Annotated in this window: 15 protein-coding genes; 9 read left to right on the top strand and 6 right to left on the bottom strand. The window is 40.5% G+C overall.

What is annotated here, in order from left to right:
- Window positions 1–11: 11 nt before the first annotated feature.
- The 3 genes from CWC17_RS16935 to CWC17_RS16925 all read right to left on the bottom strand — a co-directional run bounded on the left by CWC17_RS16935 (window position 12) and on the right by CWC17_RS16925 (window position 1,408).
- Entirely contained in the window at window positions 12–494 is a 483-nt protein-coding gene (locus CWC17_RS16935) for a DUF3015 domain-containing protein (protein ID WP_138541576.1), read from the bottom strand.
- A gap of 165 nt (window positions 495–659) precedes the next feature.
- Entirely contained in the window at window positions 660–1,043 is a 384-nt protein-coding gene (locus tag CWC17_RS16930; RefSeq protein WP_138541577.1) for a hypothetical protein, read from the bottom strand.
- Window positions 1,040–1,408, bottom strand: coding sequence for a hypothetical protein (locus CWC17_RS16925; protein WP_171042104.1), 369 nt, complete (start codon window positions 1,406–1,408; stop codon window positions 1,040–1,042). Before CWC17_RS16925 ends, CWC17_RS16930 begins: the two co-directional genes overlap by 4 nt.
- A 208-nt stretch (window positions 1,409–1,616) precedes the next feature.
- Here CWC17_RS16925 and CWC17_RS16920 point away from each other — a divergent pair, with 208 nt between their 5' ends.
- Together CWC17_RS16920 and CWC17_RS16915 are read left to right on the top strand one after the other, a co-directional pair.
- A complete protein-coding gene (locus CWC17_RS16920) occupies window positions 1,617–2,036 on the top strand; it encodes a VOC family protein (protein ID WP_138614187.1) in 420 nt (139 codons plus the stop codon).
- Between the two features lie 152 nt (window positions 2,037–2,188).
- Window positions 2,189–2,974: a hypothetical protein gene (locus CWC17_RS16915; RefSeq protein ID WP_249929236.1), complete on the top strand. Its 786-nt coding sequence runs from the start codon at window positions 2,189–2,191 to the stop codon at window positions 2,972–2,974.
- 225 nt (window positions 2,975–3,199) lie between these two features.
- Here the strand turns inward: CWC17_RS16915 and CWC17_RS16910 are convergent, their stop codons facing one another.
- Window positions 3,200–4,807 (bottom strand): sensor domain-containing diguanylate cyclase, encoded by a 1,608-nt coding sequence (locus CWC17_RS16910; RefSeq protein ID WP_138614185.1) that lies wholly within the window; start codon window positions 4,805–4,807, stop codon window positions 3,200–3,202.
- Between the two features lie 277 nt (window positions 4,808–5,084).
- Here CWC17_RS16910 and CWC17_RS16905 point away from each other — a divergent pair, with 277 nt between their 5' ends.
- Entirely contained in the window at window positions 5,085–5,531 is a 447-nt protein-coding gene (locus CWC17_RS16905) for a DoxX family protein (RefSeq protein WP_138541579.1), read from the top strand.
- 69 nt (window positions 5,532–5,600) lie between these two features.
- On the opposite strand, the gene CWC17_RS16900 is transcribed toward CWC17_RS16905, so the two are convergent.
- Window positions 5,601–8,696 carry a beta-galactosidase gene (locus CWC17_RS16900; protein WP_138614183.1) on the bottom strand — a complete coding sequence of 1,032 codons (3,096 nt, stop codon included), beginning with the start codon at window positions 8,694–8,696 and terminating at the stop codon, window positions 5,601–5,603.
- A 111-nt stretch (window positions 8,697–8,807) separates the two neighbouring features.
- On the opposite strand from CWC17_RS16900, the gene CWC17_RS16895 reads away from it, so the two are divergent.
- The 5 genes from CWC17_RS16895 to CWC17_RS16875 all read left to right on the top strand — a co-directional run bounded on the left by CWC17_RS16895 (window position 8,808) and on the right by CWC17_RS16875 (window position 15,821).
- The gene (locus CWC17_RS16895; RefSeq protein ID WP_138614181.1) at window positions 8,808–9,626 is read left to right on the top strand and encodes an AraC family transcriptional regulator; all 819 of its coding nucleotides are present in this window, start codon (window positions 8,808–8,810) and stop codon (window positions 9,624–9,626) included.
- An 80-nt stretch (window positions 9,627–9,706) separates the two neighbouring features.
- The gene (locus CWC17_RS16890) at window positions 9,707–10,015 is read left to right on the top strand and encodes a hypothetical protein (RefSeq protein ID WP_138614179.1); all 309 of its coding nucleotides are present in this window, start codon (window positions 9,707–9,709) and stop codon (window positions 10,013–10,015) included.
- A gap of 150 nt (window positions 10,016–10,165) precedes the next feature.
- Entirely contained in the window at window positions 10,166–11,428 is a 1,263-nt protein-coding gene (locus tag CWC17_RS16885) for a TolC family protein (protein WP_138614177.1), read from the top strand.
- Entirely contained in the window at window positions 11,425–12,672 is a 1,248-nt protein-coding gene (locus tag CWC17_RS16880; RefSeq protein ID WP_138614175.1) for an efflux RND transporter periplasmic adaptor subunit, read from the top strand. The genes CWC17_RS16885 and CWC17_RS16880 overlap by 4 nt, the downstream gene beginning before the upstream one ends.
- 8 nt (window positions 12,673–12,680) lie before the next feature.
- Window positions 12,681–15,821 carry an efflux RND transporter permease subunit gene (locus CWC17_RS16875; RefSeq protein WP_138614173.1) on the top strand — a complete coding sequence of 1,047 codons (3,141 nt, stop codon included), beginning with the start codon at window positions 12,681–12,683 and terminating at the stop codon, window positions 15,819–15,821.
- Between the two features lie 74 nt (window positions 15,822–15,895).
- On the opposite strand, the gene CWC17_RS16870 is transcribed toward CWC17_RS16875, so the two are convergent.
- Entirely contained in the window at window positions 15,896–17,131 is a 1,236-nt protein-coding gene (locus CWC17_RS16870) for a TMEM143 family protein (protein WP_138541585.1), read from the bottom strand.
- A 343-nt stretch (window positions 17,132–17,474) separates the two neighbouring features.
- Between CWC17_RS16870 and CWC17_RS16865 the strand changes: the two genes are divergently transcribed.
- Window positions 17,475–19,829 (top strand): Ig-like domain-containing protein (locus CWC17_RS16865; protein ID WP_249935940.1); only part of this gene is annotated, 2,355 nt, incomplete at its 3' end.

Below are 19,829 nucleotides of genomic sequence, written 5' to 3'. Positions count from 1 at the left end.
AATTTAGCTGATTAAGAAAGCGTATAAGAAGCTAGTTGTGCGTCGCTTGCTACAACAGCGTTTAGGTTTTCTAACACTGTTTGTGATGTTACGTTCTCAGAAGTAAATACTGAAGAAAACTGTGCTTGAGCAAGTTTGTTGAATGCTGCTTTATCTTGTTCTGCAACGCCCCAAACCTCAGCAAGTGTTGCTAAAGTTTCGCCTTCACCTTGAGACATATCACGAGCAAGTTGCTCCATGTTTCCATCGATGAATAATGCGATTTTTTCAGAAGAAGTAACTGTACCAGTACCGTCACAACCTAAAGTACCAAAAGTAATACCGAAAGTTTGGTTACCAGAAGTACCATTAGTTGTAGCGCCCAAAATTTTAACGCCTTTACCTTGCTGACCAGCAAATAACATAGAGCCTAGGCCACAACCAATATCTTGGTCAGCCATAGCATTCGAGAAAGGAAGTAAAGAAAGTGCTGCTACTGCGATTATTTTTTTCATATTCATAAATCCATATACGATTAGTCTTTATTTAGGGTAAACAAAGATCGCGGAGGATTCTAACAGAGTTGTAGAAAAAAGGAACATAACAAGCTATGAATTTTTTTATGTTGCGCTTACTTTAATTAATAAAATAAACACGTTACTTACTGGTTTTAGCTAGCTTTAAGAGCTTTGCTTTTTACTTCTTGGCGCGCCGAGTAAAATAAACATATGGCAAATACAAATAGATAAAAACGCACTCACCCCTAGCGCACCGCCATAACCATCAAGCTTTGGGACTAGGTATTCAAATAAAAGCGAAAATAAAATAGATGAGCTGGTAACGGTATAAATACCAAACCTATGTGGGGCACTCATGCCTATAAATGTGCCGCCAAAAAATACGACTGAGTATAAGTCGGGGTTTAGGTTTAAAGCAGTTAATAGTAAATAAGCAATAATAGAAAGCGACGCCGAGGCTCGTATGCCGTCAAAACGATTATGTTTGGCTAAGAAAAACGTTAAAAATGCACCTAATAAGGCTATAAATGGGTATTCTAAATTCATAAAACCACTCCTTTAGCCAACATAAATAAAGCCACGCTTGCAAAAGCAACACTGCCAAGCTTACCGCCAAATCCGGTAAACATATTTATGGTAAGCACATATAAACTGGCGCCAATAACTGAAATTATGGCTATTTCCCAATAGCTTGTAATCAAATGCGTAGAACACATGCCGGCAAAGCTACCTGCGTAAATAGCCGCATAAGGGTGGTTTTTAAATTGTTTAGGAAAAGGAATAAACGAGCCAATAAGCCCCGTTAGCGCCGCCGAAATAACTAAAGGCAGAGCAAAAGTAGTGTGCATGGCAAAGCAGGCAACAAAGCCTAAAAAGAAAGTTATAAACTTTAAAAGTAAGAATTTAATCATAGTGGTACATTTTAAACTAATCCTTTTACGCTTTCTAACTATCTCTAATAAATAAAATGTGGGGGCTAGCGTTAATTGTTATTAAGACTATTTTTTAAGCTTTGGTGGTATTAACTATGCTTATTTTTGGCTGTTAATGTTTCATAAATTATATTTTATGTATAATAGGGGTTATTAATATACAAATTTAAAAGATTAAAGGTAATTTATGTCTAACTGTTTGCACTTGGCTATACCCGCGGGCGATCTAAAAGTGGCTAAAACGTTTTACTGTGATGTGCTTGGCTGTAAAACAGGGAACAGCGAAGAAGGGCGCTGGGTAGACATAGACTTTTGGGGTAATGAGCTCACATTACACCAAAGCGAAGAGCGCCTACCCACTGTTCGCCATGATGTAGATATGGGGGCTGTGGCGGTACCGCACTTTGGTATTCACTTATCAGAAGAAGAATTTAACGGTTTAAAAAAACGTATAGAAGATGCAGGGCTTGAATACCTAGACAAACCTTATCGTCGTTTTGTTGGTGATGAGTTTGAACAAGAAACCTTTTTTATCGAAGATCCAAACGGCAATGTGCTTGAAATGAAAACCATGGTAAACCCTGAGGTTTTATTTAAAAAAGCATAAGCAATATTTATTAAAAATTAGGCCACTTTTTAGTGGCCTTTTCTGTACCTATAGATGAAAATAATTACACCGTATGAGTGATATTTATTCACTCTACAGTACGGATTTTAAAACGTAGACTAACACGCAACTCTCATACTTTATGGTTGTTTATGTTGCTGTTAAAACTCACCATTGCGCCGGTACTTTTATTTTTTATTCACTATGCCCAAAAACACTTTGGCAGCTTTGTAAGTGGTATTATTCCTGGGTTACCTATCACATCAGGCCCTATTAGTTATTTCATTGCGCTTGAGCAAGGTAAGCTATTTGCGAGCAATTCAGCTGTGGCGTCGCTGTATGGCATGAGCGGTATTGGCTTATTTTGCTTTTGTTATGCTGCCATGCTTGCAAAATATAGGGTGGTTAAAGCGTTGTTTGCTGCATTAATACTGTGGTGTACTTTTAGTGCATTTACCTTGTTATTGCCAGTGAATATTGCCTTTGCATCGCTGCTTTCGCTAGGAACTTTATGGGTGCTTGCGCTGGCCTCAAGTAAGTTAAAGTGTGCGCCCGATGCTAAACCTTTTCTCGCGGCCTGGGAGCTGCCTGTAAAAATGCTATTGGTCAGCTGCTTTATTGTTTTAGTTACGTTTTTATCAGCAAACATAGGCGCTATGTGGAGTGGTTTGCTATCTACCTTCCCGGTGATATTAGCGGTAATGGGGAGTATTGCGCATGCTAGTAATAAAAAATACTCAGCGTATAAGGTGCTTAACGGTGGCATTATTGGCTCGTTAGGCGGATGCGTATTTTTTGCTGTAATTGCACTGGCGCTTAAGTTTGAATTTGTGATTTGGCAGGTATACGCTGCGGCAGCAGTGTGCTCAACGTTGTTTACCATTATTATGAGCCACTATGTAAACCGTAAACAATTTGCAAAGCCGGTTACGGTTTAATAGTAATAAACCTGAACTCTGGATAATAAATCTATCTCAAGCAGCTATTTCCAGCGCTAACTACGTTGAATTTACTTGCAATAGGCTAGCTATTGACGCGTAATTTCGCCTTGTTTTCACTGTAAATCTCTGGCTAGAGAAAATAAACATAGATATCACTTTTAATTTAATATGTTAGTAAATCTCTTAACCAAAGTTCAGGTTAATAAGCTATGTTGCTTGAAATTAGCCATCTACTAATGTGAGTGGCTTAACTTTTCGTTGTAACTTTTCATGGTACATGGCAGTGTCGCCCGCTTTTAAAATTTCATCAATAGAGTGGGGCGGTTCACTAAATATGGTGGTTCCCACGCTGGCTTTAATGGTAATAGGGTCGTTGTTGTGATTTATTGTGAGCCTATTCAAGGTGGTTTTTAAATGATGAGTTTTAGGGCTTACCTGCGCATTTTTATAAAAGTGCGCTAGCACTACAAATTCATCACCGCCTAAACGCCCTACAGCATCGTTGCTGCGAACACTGCTTTTTAAGCAAGTGGCGACTTTGCATAAAGCATCGTCACCTACAGCGTGGCCGTAGGTGTCATTTATTTGTTTAAAGTCATCTAAATCTATATACATTAAGCACAATACACCGCCTTTTTTAGTGTGCAAATCTAGAAGCGAAGATGATTTTTTAGCCCAGCCTCTGCGGTTTAAAATACTACAAAGAGGGTCGTAGTCGGCTTCGGTCTCGGCGCGCTTTTGTGCGATTCGCATTCGGCTAATACGCCTTGATACCGCAACGGCTAACAAAAATGATTCAACCGCAAATGCTAACACAAACCCATAACGCTGCATAAACGGGCTTTGGTTTATAAGCAGCACTCTAAAGATCATACTGACTAACACAAGGCTAAGCGCTACAAAAACGAGTGTTGCTTCACGTACACCCTTGAAAGCTTGCATAGCTGCCAATGTAAAAATAACAGCCACAATAAAGAGTGAACAATAAGACATCACATACCCTGCTATTGTCCAAAAAAACAGGTTTGTAAATAGCATTTTAAGTACTGCACTTAGCATGACAGCACAGGCTAATGCTTTGAGTAACTTAGTTAATCTAGGCCAGCGTTTGTTTGTTTCTAGCAAAGCGAGCATAAACCATGTGGCACTTAGCACAGTTAAACCAATACTGAGCAGATATAAATTAAAAATAACGCCAGATACATGCTGTGTTACAAATAAATACAGTTGCCCTTCTTGTAATAAAATAAAGCTACCAATACAAAAAATATAAATGCTGTAGAGCTTAAACACACTTTCGTTAAGCCTGTGCCCCATTATCAATACATAAAAAATAAGCGTTATGCATAGCCCATAAAATGATCCCATAATCAGCGAATCTTGCTGCGTTTTTTCAAAATAAGTATGGGCGTGTTGCCATTTAAATCGCGGTGTGTAATTAAGCTTTGACTCTAATGTTATTGTGGCTGTAAAGGTACCTGAGTCCATTAAATAGGCGACTTGCCCTGATTTTAATGGCGCTTTTACCGTATTTTTTTGCTGCCAAGTAAAGCTATCAAGTCCTGGGCGCAAAAAACTGAGTACGCCACCGTTTTCAAGTGAGCAATTAATTTGGTATTGATTAACACCGCGCTGAGCTGTCAGTTCAGAAGGAGTATTTACCTTCAGCACAGAGGCCGGCGTGGGTGAATTTAAGTGCTTTATTTTGCATACATCGGCAGCATGAGAATCAAAAGTAATAAATAATGCGAGCAAAAGAATAAAAATAAAAAAGAACGCTTCTTTATTTTTAGGTGGGAAAAAAGTCAATCTATTACTTTCATAGCTCATAAGCGGATCCAATTTTTTACTACTTTTTTATACTAGCAGAGCCGCACTATTTAGCTATCAGTTTACTGTTTAATAAGGTTTAAAACTGCGCGATTAAAATCACTTTTACATGTGTAAGTGCTCTATGTCCAAAATAACACGCTCAACAACTCAATTTTAAACGTAGTGTTTATAATTAACCAATAATATCGATATTAATGTTTTTAAATGATGATAGTAAACTGTGTTCATCGGTTAGCAAAACTAACATCATATAAATTTACGCAGGATAAAACGCATGACACTACTACAAAAAATATTAAACTCTAAAGCAGGTGCAGCAGCACTTGTTTTACGTGTACCAGTTGGCTTAATTTTAGCAGCGCACGGCGCGCAAAAATTATTTGCTTGGTTTGGCGGTTACGGCCTTGAAGGCACAGGGCAGTGGATGGCAAATATTGGCTTAGAACCTGGATACTGGTTGGCTTTAATGGCAGGCAGCGCTGAATTTTTTGGCGGTATTGCATTAGCACTTGGTTTATTAACACGCCCAGCAGCCCTAGTTACGGCGTTTACAATGTTGATTGCTATATTTAGCGTACACATTAACAATGGTTTATTTATGGCTAACAACGGTTACGAATACGCACTTACTTTATTAGTTGTAACTGCAGCGCTTGCTGTGCAAGGGGCTGGTAGCTTTTCGGTTGATAGTGTTATTGCTAAAAAGCTAGCTGATAAATAACTCCAGGAATTTATAGTTAAAAAATAGCGGCTAATTTAGCCGCTATTTTTGTTTGAGTTGAGGGCTATATTATTTAGTCAAAAAAGTTAAAGAGTAGTTGTACTGCGTTTGCTCAAGTAAATATTCTTTATGGGTACTTGGGCTCCACGAATCATCGCCGCCAACACCCATATGTTGATGATCAATATGGATATGTAAGCAATCATCAGCTACTAGCTCATTAGTGTGCTTTGCTTGCGATAACATATTTTGTGAGTACTCACTGGCAGCAAATAAAAATGCACCAGTGACGGTTAAATTATTAACGCTAAGTAATTGGCAATCACTACGCACGCCGTTATCGGTTGGGAATATATACGGTGTATGTAGCTCATTTAAGCTCAAGCCGTAATAACCTAAACGCGCAGCTGCTTTGCGATCTGGGTAGTTTTCAAATGGGCCTAAACCAAGCCAATTTACTAGAGTATCGCTTTGTTTATTAAGCGTTGTGCTTAATCCTATACGCGGCATGGGCGGCAAAGCATCGTTTAGTTGCACATCAACATTTAAGTTAATTGTACCTGTATTATTAAGCGTATAAAGCCATGTTGTTTTTGCTTGTACTGCGCCATTAAATTCATAACTAAATACACAGGTAATACGTATATCTACTTTTGATTGCACAACTTCAAACGAGCGACATGTACGCTGCCACTGCCCAATACCCGCTCTTAGCCAGCGCGCTTCCCATGCGTTAGGATCTAAGTTGTCTACCTCGCTTACGCCTATGTCGTTATCAAGCGGGGCGCGGTAAAAATTATCAACTAATGGGCTTTTAATAACTTGGATTTGATTGTGTAGCCATTGCTCAATAAGGCCTGTTTGGCTATTAAACACAAGTTTAAAGGTATCGCCTTCAATACTAAGCTGTGTGTTGGTTTCGCTAATATTTAGCGCACCATGTGCTGAGGCTACAAAAGTGGGCTTAAATGCATCAGCGCTTAAACTTTGGCTATTTATAAGCTTAAATTGCTCGGTGTTTAATACATGCTCGGCACTTGCAAAGCTTGAGTCGTTAATCAATGCTACATCTAAATTAAGGTGATATTGCGCACCAGCTTTAAACACCGTTTTTGTATTAACAGTGATTGTTTGCGTACTTTGCGGAGCAATATTAATAACTTGCTCGCCTTGCTCTATACATCGCCCATTTTCTATTAACTGCCAAACCAGTTTTTCGTTATCTGTGTGTCTAAATACGTAATCGCTAAATACATCAATGCTGTATTGATTTTTAGTTTGCTCACGCAATGTAAATTGTAAATGCTGTTGGCTGTATTTAGCTTCAAACAAGCTTGGATGCGGTGTGCGATCTGGAAATAATAAGCCGTTTATACAAAACTGTCGGTCATTTAGTTCATCACCAAAGTCGCCACCGTAAGCCCAGTAATGCTCACCGTTTTCGTCAGTTTTAGATAAACCTTGGTCTACCCAATCCCAAATAAAGCCGCCTTGCAAACGCGGGTATTCTCTAAATGCTTGCCAGTAATCGTCAAAGCTACCTAGGCTGTTACCCATTGCGTGAGCGTATTCACATAAAATAAGCGGGCGAGTTTCACCCGGTAGGCTTAACCACTTTTTAATAGAGTATTTAGGTACGGCGTCATCGGCAACATGCGTATCTACACGGGCATACATGGGGCAGATAATATCGGTTGCGGTGGTATTTGCACCGCCACCTTCATATTGCACAGGGCGCGACGGGTCAAAGCTTTTTGACCAGCCATACATAGCATCGTGATTTGCGCCGTGCCCGCATTCGTTACCCAATGACCAAATAATAATAGAGGCGTGGTTTTTATCGCGCTCAACCATTTGTGTATAGCGCGACATAAATGCACCAGCCCATTGCGGATCGCTGGCAAGCCTACCCATAGGAAACATGCCATGGGTTTCTATGTTTGCTTCGTCTACTACGTATAAACCTAGCTCGTCACACAGCTCGTAAAAACGCGGGTGGTTAGGGTAGTGAGCAGTACGTACAGCATTAAAGTTATTTTGCTTCATCAGCTTAATATCTTCAATCATGTCGGCGGTGCTAACTGTGTGGCCGTTTTCAGGGTGGTGTTCATGGCGATTAACACCGCGAATAAGCAGCGGTTTGCCGTTTAAGCAAAGCTGCCCGTTCAGCATTTCTACTTTTCTAAAGCCAATGTTGTAGGCTTCAGCCTCTACGGTGTTGCCTTGTTCATCTAACAGGCTTACAACACAGCGGTATAAATAAGGGGTTTCAGCGGTCCATTTTTTAGGGTTTTGTATATCAATTTTTTGAAATACAACATCGCTCCAGCCGCCTTTTTCATCAACACGTTTATTGTTAGTGCTTTGGATTTGCGGCTCACACAGTGCTTGTTCACCATCAAAAACCTGTACGGCTACTTGGTAGTTATTTGGCGCATCTATTGCCGTTTTTATATGTAGTGTTGCATCGCGATAACAGGCGTCTAAATCGGGAGTTATAAATACATCGCATATTTGGTGCTGGGGTTTAGTAAGTAAATTAACATCACGGAATATACCGCTTAGCCACCACATGTCTTGATCTTCTAAGTAACTGCCATCGCTCCAACGAATAACCATAACCGCAATGCGGTTAGTGCCTGCAACTAGTAAATCGCTTAAATCAAATTCACTGGGTAAGCGGCTATCTTGCGAGTAGCCCACCCATTGGCCATTACACCAAAGGTGAAACGCCGAGTTTACGCCTTCAAAAATAATATGATTACGCTGCGCTAATTGATCTTCCGTAATAGTAAACTCAGTGCGGTAGCAACCTGTTGGGTTATCGCTTGGTACAAATGGCGGGTTTACGACAAAGGGGTATTTAACATTACAATAAATAGGTTTATCAAAGCCATGTAATTGCCAATTAGAAGGCACTGGAATACGTTGCCAGCCGTTGGCGAGTGTTTCACTTAGCAATGACTCATCAACCGCTTCGGGTTTATCAAATAATTTAAAATCCCACTGACCGTTTAAACTTTGCTTTTGTGATTGTGTGTTTTTACGGGCATGCTCAACCGTTTTAAAACCATTAAGTGGGCTGTGCGCTTTTACTTGATTAACTTGCACCGAAATTGGATTCTCCCAATCGCGGCGGTTAATTATGTGCTGAAGTGAGTTCATTTGTGTCCTATTGCATGTGTGGCAATTATAGTGGCTTAAATATAGCTAAAATAATGCATTGAGGTTATGCTTAAAGCTCTCTTGTATTTATCCAAAACTATCATTTAAATTATGCGCAACACCATTGTAGATGTACTTGATATTGGCCCCGAGTGTACAGAGCGGTTTATTGACGTAGCGGCGCTTGCTCAAGCCCCAGAACTGCAAATAACACTAGCAGGATGTTCTAATTTATCGGGGCGATATTGTGTTGCGCGCTCATCGCCTTTAGAGCACACCCTGTTTTATACATTGTCAGGCCAAGGAAAGCTTACAACAGAACATAACAAATATACGTTGACAGAAAATACGCTGATTGTGTTACCTGCTAAGCAAGGCTTTGAAGTGAAAATTGATGCTCCGCATTGGGATGTTATTTGGTTAAACCTTGCAAATACTCATCGTTGGAAGCACTTAAATTTGACTGAGGCGCTTGTACTTTATGAACAAAAATTAGAGTCATTGCATTTAGCTATGGAGCTTTTATACAGTGAGAAAAGCGCTACTTTACGTGAAGGCGTTATACCTATTTTAAGCCATTATTTAAACACTACGCTGCAAAGCGAAGCGCAAATAGGCGGGCAAAACAGGTTAACCAGCTTGTTTTTAGAAGTAGAAGAACGCTTACAGTTTGATTGGACAATAGAGGCTATGTGCGAACACGTGCATTACTCAGCGCCGCATTTACATAGGTTATGCCAAGCACAATATGGCAAAAGCCCAATGCAGCAGCTAATTTATTTACGTATTAAACGAGCTAAAAGCTTACTACTAAATACCCGCTGGCCTGTTGCTCATATTGCCGCTTATGTGGGGTATCCTAATATATTTAATTTTTCTAAACGGTTTAAAAAATCAGTGGGTGTATCACCAAGTGAATTTAGAAAATAACGTGAGCGGCTCTCTACATTTGAATAAATTTAATGTATTGTGCGCTTTCTTAAATTGCATTTTATAGTTTTAGGTAGGTAATGCGCTCAAACTACTTTTTAGTTGTGATACTTTTAGTGCTTGTGCACAGCTTTATTAGCTGTGACGCTGCTGCGTATCATTTACAAGAAGAAGTGGAACATGCCACGCATATTCACGCTCATAGCGATACCAATGACGATGATGCGCAATCACCTACTGAAATTCATGCCCATCAGCACTGCCACTGTGGCTACTACAGTACAATAAATCATTCTATAAGTCCTGAGCAAAGCCAAGCCACAAATACTGCCTGTTACAATGGTTTAAATTACCCACCAGATGTTCCGCCACCCAATTTTTATAGCTAGATTCTAACTTTAAATACTTTTGTACATTACAGTCTGCGCATAAGCGTTGTTAGGCTAGTTGTGTGCATATTTAGGTTGCTTGATTGCGCTTGTTATTAAGACAAGCACTGTGATTAAGCCAACTCTGTTTGTTAAAAACGGACCTGCTATATGAATAAAAAAACACTAATGCTGGTGGCGCTACTGTGCGCATTACCCACACAGAGCGTTTTGGCAAAAAAAGAGCCCCAAAACGTATTAACGCTTAAGCAGGCGCTAATAAATACCGAGCAGCAAAATGCCCTGCTTAAACGTTACCCGTACCATCAAAAAATATTAACAGCGCTTAAAAACCAAGCTGCGCTTTCGCCAAACCCTGAGCTGAGTTTTGAAGCTGAAAATTTTTTAGGAACTCACAGCTTTAATGCCTTTTCGGGGGCGCAGTACACACTGGCTTTAAGCCAATTAATAGAGCTGGGCGACAAACGCCAAAACCGTATTAATTACGCTACTGCAAATATTAAAGCGCAAACAATTGAGTATAAAAACACTCGGTTAGCACTTTTAGCCACCACCGCTGAGCGTTATTACCAAGTACTAAAATTTCAGGCGTTAATTACGTTAAACAGTGAGCGTAAACACACTGTTGAGCAGGCGCTTAACGCAATTGAAAAGCGCGCTAAAGCAGGTGCTGCCTCAAGTGCTGATGTAACTCGTATGCGCTATGCATTAAGCCAAGTAGATCTAAATATGCTCATGTTAAAAAGTGAATTTGAGCGTGCCCGTTTAGCGCTTAATGAGCTTTGGCAAAAACAGGTATATAGCGATTATTATGCCGGTGATTTAAGTTTCATTACCCCTCTTAAAAGCGAGCAAGCACTGCTTGATGCGGTTAATAGTGCACCTGAGTTTGCATTGTTACAGCAACAATATGTGCAACAAACTGCCAACTTGGCACTACAAAAATCAACGGGTCAAAGTGATTTAACGCTAGGCGGCGGTGTGCGTTATAACCAACAAGCTGACGCCAGCTCGTTTGTGTTTTCGTTTTCAATGCCGCTGCAATTAAGTAATTCTAATAGCGGTAATATTGAGGCGGCGCAGCATCAACTTACCTTACTTAATGAGCAACAAGGGCTATTGCGTATCCAGTTGCGCCAACAAATACGCACGCTGTATGCGTATTACCAAGGTAAAACTGAGCAGGCACAACTTTTAGCGCAGCACGTTATTCCTCAAGCGAAAAAGCTTATAGAACAAAGCTTAAAGAGCTATCAACAAGGGCAAATATCGGTATTGCAATTGCTAGACGCGCAGCAAGCTTTATTTGATTCTAAACGCGCTCTTATCAACACCCATAGCGAACTATATCAAGTACTACTTACTCTTGAGCGCTTAACTGGCCAATCTTTAATTGAGACTCATCAATCATGAACAAAACACTTATCGCATTATTAGTTACGCAATTTTTTGCATTCCCATTATTAAGTAGCACGGCTATGGCGTCGGCTAATCATCACGCAGAAGGTCATGAAGAAGGCCATGAAGATGAACACCAAGTAAAAGGGCCTCATGGCGGGTTTTTACTCACCAATAACGCGCTTGATTTAGAGCTTAAATTAACTCAGTTTGCTGGTAATACCGAGCTACGAGTATACGGGTATGATAACGAAAATGCTGTGGATATAAATCAGTTGGACGTAACCATAAACGTACAGCGTTTAAGTGAAAAACCACAGCTTATTCGCTTTAAAGCCGAAGATGACTATTTGGTCAGTACCGTAAGCGTGAATGAGCCGCACTCGTTTAAGCTTGATGTAATGGCAAGTTATAAAGGGCAAAAAATTAACTACCACTATGAGCAAGAAGAGGGGCGTACAACCCTAAGCGAAGCAGCAATTGAACGTGCTGGCATTAAAACCGAGATTGCAAAAGCGGGTAGCGTTGAACTAACCGATACTTTATTTGGTGTTATAGCACCCACTTCGCAAGGCAGCGTTGAAGTAATGGCGCCTTATACCGGTTTAGTTAACGACATTTTTGTGAGCATTGGTCAACACGTTAAAAAAGGCGATAGGCTTGCAAGTATCACTAATCGTGAAACACTGCAAAATTACATCATAAAAAGCCCAATGACAGGCGTTATTACCGAGCAATATTTAAAGCGTGGTGAGCTTGCTAGTAGCGCGTTAATGCAAATAGTCAATCTTGAAACGGTATGGGTTGAGCTGTCTGCGTTTCCTGAAAATATTGAAAAACTTGCCATAGGACAAAGCGCCAAAGTATACGACTTACATCATCATTTAAACGCGCAAGGTGAGGTGTTTTTTATCGCGCCTATGATGACGGGCGGACATATTGCACGTGCGCGTATTGCGCTTAAAAATCCTGACGGCCATTGGCGCCCAGGCATGCACGTAAATAGCGACGTTAGTATCGCAAATGTAAATGCTGCAGTGCGAGTAAAGGCTACTGCTGTGCAAGAGTTTAACGGTAAACCGAGTGTGTTTATTAAAAGCGGCAATGTGTTTGAAGTACGCCCTGTAAAACTTGGTGCTAAAAACAGCGAGTGGGTAGAGGTACTTGAGGGGCTGTCGTCAAACAGTGAGTATGTAACGCAAAACAGTTATGTAATTAAAGCCGATATATTAAAAAGCGGCGCAAGCCACTCACATTAGGAGGCAGCATGATTAACTGGATAGTTTCGTTTGCGGTTAAACGCCGCATGATGGTGCTTGCGCTCACGCTTTTATTTGCAGGCTTTGGCGTATATAACACCCAAAATTTAGCGGTGGATGCCGTACCTGATATAACTAATGTGCAAGTGCAAATTAATACTAAAGCTCCCGGGTTTACCCCGCTTGAAGCAGAGCAGCGTATAACCTATTTAATTGAAACCGCAATGGCAGGTATACCTAAGCTTGATTACACCCGCTCGATTTCGCGTTATGGGCTTTCTCAAGTAACTGTTATTTTTAACGAAGGTACCGATATTTACTGGGCGCGCCAGCAAATATCAGAGCGCATTCAAAGCATTCGATCTGATTTGCCTGCCAATATTGAGCCAAATTTAGGACCAATTGCCAGCGGCCTTGGGGAGATTTTTACTTACTCTGTGCATGCAAATAAAGGTGTGCTCAAAGACGATGGCACGCCATTTAACGCAGAAGATTTACGTACTTTGCAAGATTGGGTTATTCGCCCGCAGCTTTTAAAAGTAAAAGGTGTTACCGAAATAAACAGCCAAGGCGGCTTTGAGCGCCAGTACCAAGTAGCGCCAATACCTGAAAAGCTACTGGCTTATAAGCTTACGCTCAGCGATGTAATTACGGCACTTAAATTAAATAATAGTAACCAAGGCGCAGGGTTTATTGAGCGTTTTGATGGGCAATACTTAGTACGCTCGCCAGGACAATTAAAAACCTTTGATGATATAGCCAATACCGTGGTTGCAAAGCGTGATGATGCGCCTGTACGCATTAAAGATGTCGCAAATGTGCGTTTAGGCAAAGAGCTTAGAACAGGGGCTGCTACTTATAACGGCAAGGAAACTGTGCTTGGCACCGCCATGATGCTTATTGGCGAAAACAGTCGTGTAGTGGCAAAAGCTATGGCCGATAAACTCAAAGATGTACAACTTAGCCTACCAGCGGGTGTAGTGGTTGAGCCTGTATATGACCGTACAAGCCTTGTAGATAAAACCATCGAAACCGTAAAAACCAATTTGTTTGAAGGCGCAGTGTTAGTCATTGTTATTTTACTGCTGTTACTGGGTAACGTAACCGGCGCGCTTATTACGGCAATGGTTATTCCGCTTAGTATGTTATTTGCTATTACCGGTATGGTTGGTAATCGGGTGTCGGGTAATTTAATGAGTTTAGGCGCAATCGACTTTGGTTTAATTGTTGATGGTGCTGTAATAGTCGTCGAAAATTGCTTAAGGCAACTTGGCCTTGCGCAGCACAAACATGGCAGGCTACTTACATTAAATGAGCGTTTAAGTGTGGTAACCGCCGCCACTAAAGAAGTGTTCAGCCCAGCAGTATTTGGTATTTTAATTATTATGCTGGTGTATTTACCGCTATTTGCATTAAGTGGTGTTGAGGGCAAAATGTTTCAGCCAATGGCGTTTACAGTGGTTGCTGCATTAGTTGGCGCACTTATTTTTGCCGTTACCTTTGTGCCTGCCGCTATTGCGGTATTTGTACGCGGTAAGGTAAGTGAGAGCGAAAATGCGGTTATGCGCGGTATTAAAAAAGGCTATAAACCGTTACTTGGCTTATCGCTTAAGTTACCGTGGGTAATGCTAAGTATTGCTGCTGTGCTTGTAATTACACTTGGCTTTAAAGTGAAAAATATGGGGGCTGAGTTTTTACCGCAGCTTGATGAGGGCGATATTGCTATGCATGCACTGCGCATTACCGGTACCGGTATTGAGCAATCGGTAAAAATGCAAAAAGAGTTAGAGCAAGCCATTTTAGACATACCTGAAGTTGAAAAGGTATTTTCAAAAATTGGTACGCCTGATGTAGCAAACGATCCTATGCCACCTAACGTTGCCGATACATTCTTAATGTTAAAACCGCGCGAACAATGGCCTAATCCTGCTTTAAGTAAAGAAGAACTGGTTAAGCAAATTCGCCATTTAGTAAATGAAGTACCTGGAAATAACTATGAGTTTACGCAACCAATAGAAATGCGCTTTAACGAGCTAATAGCAGGCGTGCGGGCCGATGTAGCAGTACGTATTTATGGTGATGACTTATCAACATTAAAACAGTACGGCGAAAAAGCTACGGCGCTTGTGCGAAGCATTACGGGTGCAACTGATGTACGCCTTGAGCAAATGGAAGGCTTGCCTACGCTTTCGGTTACGCCGCTTCGCGACCATATGGCGCTGTTAGGCTTAACTGTAACCGATATACAGCAAAGTGTAAGTGCTGCGGTAGGCGGTGTACAAACTGGGCTTATTTACGAAGGTGATAAACGTTTTTCGTTATTAGTGCGTTTAGATGAGCGTTGGTCTAGCGATGTAACACAGCTGGCTCGTTTGCCTGTGGCTGTGCCAAAAAGTGCTAATCCCGACCTTGCGTTTGTACCGCTTGGCGAAGTAGCGACAATTAGTATTGATAAAGGGCCTAATCAAGTAAACCGTGAAAGCGGTAAGCGTAATGTTGTAGTTACTGCAAATGTAGAAGGGCGTGATTTAGCAAGCTTTGTAAGTGATGCACAAGCTGCTTTAAATTCAGATCTTAATTTACCAAGTGGTTATTGGATTGAATATGGCGGCACGTTTGAGCAGTTAGAATCGGCAAGTAAGCGTTTATCGCTGGTGGTGCCGGTTACTCTATTGCTTATATTTGGCTTGCTTTATAGCGCGTTTAATTCGCTGCGTGATTCGTTAATAATATTTAGCGGCGTACCACTTGCTCTGACAGGTGGCGTGCTTGCGTTATTATTACGCGACATGCCGCTGTCAATATCAGCAGGCGTTGGCTTTATTGCGCTAAGCGGTGTAGCGGTATTAAATGGTGTGGTTATGCTGTCGTTTATTAAACAGTTAAGAGCCGACGGCCTTAGTTTAATAGATGCGATACAAACAGGTGCACTTTCGCGCCTGCGCCCAGTCCTTATGACCGCTTTAGTGGCAAGTTTAGGGTTTATTCCTATGGCGCTAAATACAGGTACTGGCGCTGAGCTACAAAGGCCATTGGCGACGGTAGTGGTGGGCGGTATTATTTCATCAACTTTACTTACGCTATTAATATTGCCTGCACTTTATAAGTTAGTGCATACAAAGTTTACTAGGCAGCAAGTCGCTGAGTAATTGCACCTAGTTAAGTAACGTAAAAAGCAGCTGAAACTTCAGCTGCTTTTTTGTTGTTAAGTAAACCATGCAGGTTAATTATATTGAAAAAGATTATCCCAGCGCTTATCCAAAACGGTTTTTGCTTGCTCTAAACTGATTGCGTTATACACCTCATTACTGCACGTGACTAAATGCATACGCTCCAATTTTGCAAGCGCATCGCTAATTTCAAAGTCGAGTTCGCATTTATACTTTGTTTTAAACCACGCCTCTATTTGCTCATCAAGCATTTGTGCGCTTAGGCCATTTGTAGATTTAAGTAAAAATGTATAAGCAAGCAGAGCTTCTTTTATGTCCTCTTCTTCGGCGGCGTCTATAAGGGTATGAAAAACACCGGCGTTATTATCGAGGTTTTTAAAGTAAAGGTTATCGCTAAGCGCTTTCATAAATTTAATTTTACGATTTTTAAATTTACTCCACTCTTTAAAAATAAAGCTGCCAAATACCCCCATACCAATAGCAAAGGTAATAAAGTGCTGCTGGGTCATTTCTACGGCCTCATTTCTAAAACCACCCCAATAAGCAATCAACGCAAATAACAATAAAATGGATGCGCCTAGCTTTGTAATTAAAACCACGGCACCGCCAATTAAAGCTGATGAGCCAATAATCACTTTATCAATAGGGCGCATACGTACTTCGCTATTAGGGAATAGCATTTCAAGGTCGGCTTTTGGTACATTTTGAAACAGCTTTACTATGGTCGAGCTTGGTTCAAACCCTAAAGGTATTTTATTTTTAGCTTCAAAGTGGGCTTTATCTTTAAAACGAATAAACACCGCCACGCGGTCGTAATTAGTAAAATGCAGCTTTTTTTTACGAAGGCCCCAAAGGCTGGTAATGGTTTCGGTGAGTTGCGACTCGCCACGGCGATAAAAAACCACTTCTTCAAAGTCGTCAAACTCTACCTCAAGGCGCACTTTAAATAGTGACTCTTCGTTTAATGCATCTTGTAAATCTTGATTAGTGATCACTTCAAAGTTAGCGGCGTTTAAAACTTTTGCAAAATCTTTTGCAAAATCACGTTGGCACTGCGCTTTTTTATCATGTGAAACCGGCGCTAAAGATCGCGTGTCACTATTTGGATCAAAAGGAGCGTAGTTATTTTTAAGCGACTCAAGTGTTGCGTGATAATCGTAATGAATAAGGCTTGCTAATAAGTCACAAAATTGTTTAAACGATGTTTGCTCTGAGCCGTTGGCCAACTCATCACTACACATATCAACAATATCTTGTTTTCGAAAGGGAATAAAACGTGCATTTTGCATTTTCTTGACTAATTTGGAAATGAAACTACCTTTAGGGATGTTAATTTATTCCCCGCCGAAATGCTAACTTATAGATTTACAAATAAATAAACTTTATTGAATCCAACTCGTCCTTTCATACGTTGTATTAATACAGTAACCATATATTGCTAGTTATTTTGTATTATTAATATTGATATTTAATTGTGATTAAGTATTATTATTTTAATCTGCCAATAATTAAACCAGTAAAAATGCATTGATTAATGTTAATATTTTGTTTTAATTACTGGATTTTATAATAATTAGATCTATTTTTAGCTAAGCCGCTGTTTACTCTCATTAACTATTTAGGATATTCACTTTGGAAAATATAAGTAAAGCTGTTGTTATTGTCGAACTACTAAGTGATGTATGGGTTGTTATGGATAATGGAGATTGGGTCAAGGTAGACTCTGTACCAGAGCAATTTGCCGATCTACCCGTATTAAACAGCAGTGATATTGCACTTGAAGAAAATAAGCTTGTTTTCTCTGAAGCGAATGAACAGCTTGTGGTCCCGCAGGATATTATTTCGCAGCTTGTATCCGATTTAAGCCAAAATAGTACATTTGATGCCCGAAGTAATACAAGTAGTGTTACTTCTTTATCATCAAATGATGCCAATGACGCACAAGTGGCTTATCAACTTATTGCCCGCCAAGGGCAAGAGCTAGTTCCTGAATCTGGCTACGAAACCACACCCGTTGCTGATGCTGAGGTAGAAGATCCTGACTTTCTTGAATTTACACCTGATCCTGTTTTCAATGTAGGGCAACTCGGTGGCGATGGTATTTTTATTAATAAATATGACGCTGTGGCTTTGGAGTTTTCCGGCACTGTTGAAAATGTCCCTAATGGTTCAATAGTACAAATAATTTTAAGCGACTCAGACGGCAACGAAATTATAGTCACAACTGAAGTTCAGGATGGTCTGTGGTCTGTTACTAATATCGATATCACTGCATTAAATGACGGTGAAGTTACTGCGACAGTGTCTTTAGTTGGCGGAGATGAAGATGACGCTGCCAGCGAGACAAAAATTAAAGATACTCAAGCAGATATTTTTATTGATTTTGAAGATGGCCTAAACACTAATCAGCCTATTGATTTCGAGGGCGAAGTGGTAGATGTGCAAGATGGACAGCTGGTAACAGTAACCATTTTTGATTCGCAAGGTAACCCCATTGCAACGTATGAGGCTACGGTTACGAATGGCCAGTGGAGTGTTGGCCCAGAACCTTTTGCTGATTTACCCGATGGAAATTACACTATCCAAGTTAGCACTATTGATATAGCGGGTAATGATACTCAAACACAAAAGTCTTTCTCTAAAGATACAACTGCAATAATAACAATTGAAGTAAATGAAACCGAAGACGGCGTAATTAATAACTCAGAGAACATAGTACAGGTCAGCGGAACAGTTGAAGGTATTGAAGACGGTCAGACAGTGTCAGTTACTTTAACAGATGTTGATGGTAATGAAGTGACTGTTGAGGCTATTGTTGAAAATGGCCAGTATCAACTAGCAGTTGATATTTCTTCGTTAAGTGATGGGGAGATCACAGCAACAGCGCAAGCACAAGACTTATTAGGCAATGAGAGTAACGCTTCTCAAGTTATTTTACATGATAAAACCGCACAGCTCACTGTTGAGATAGACTCAACGCAAGATGGTGTTATAAACAGCGAAGAACAGAGTAACGTGACGGTACGAGGTGTAGTAACCGGTATTGAAGATGGCCAAGCTGTAACTGTTGTATTGAGTGATGGTGTTAACCCCCCAATTACGTTAACGGCAATTGTAGTTAATGGGAGTTATGAAATAACCGGCGTTGATATTTCATCGCTAAATGATGGCACTATTAGCGCAAATGCAACTGCTCAAGATATTTCAGGAAATCCCGCGAGTGCTTCTGATGAAGCCCAATATGATAGCTCTGTTGCTGCAAGCTTAGTAACACAAGATGTTGACGGGGTTATTAATAGCGCCGAGCAAAATAATGTACAACTCAGCGGCTCGGTTACAGATATTGAGCCAGGCCAATTAGTTACTGTTACTTTTACAGATAGTAATAATCAGCAAGTAGTTGTAACAACAGAGGTTGATGCTGATGGCAATTGGCAAATCAGTGGCGATATTGAATCGTTAGCAGATGGCGCAATTTCAGCGCAAATAAGCATTTTTGATGCCGCTGGGAATGAGGCAACTCAAGAGGTTACTTTTGCAAAAGACACACAAAGCACGTTAACCCTTAGTATCGATAAAACCGAAGATGGCATTATAAATGGCAGCTCTGAAAATACCGACATTTCGCTCAGTGGCTTAGTAAATGGTGTAGAGGATGGCCAAGAAGTTACCATCGTATTTACAGATTCAGTAGGCAATGAAGTCGTAGTTACTGCAATTGTTGAAAATGGAAACTATGAGCTGTCAGGCATCGATATCTCATCATTAGAAGATGGTGAAATTACTGCAACCTCTAGTGTTATAGACACAGCCGGTAATTTAGCTCAGGAAGTAGATGCTTTCATTCAAGATAAAACTGCACAAATTAGTATTAATATAGAAAAAACCGATGATGGCGTTATCAGTGGTAATGGCGAAAGCGAAGCTATAGTTGTACGCGGTACAGTAACCGATGTTGAAGATGGCCAAACCGTGACGGTGATCCTC

The sequence above is a fragment of the Pseudoalteromonas sp. S3785 genome, from assembly GCF_005887365.1.
Lineage (GTDB): Bacteria > Pseudomonadota > Gammaproteobacteria > Enterobacterales > Alteromonadaceae > Pseudoalteromonas.
This window is presented reverse-complemented; position numbering and strand designations above follow the sequence as displayed.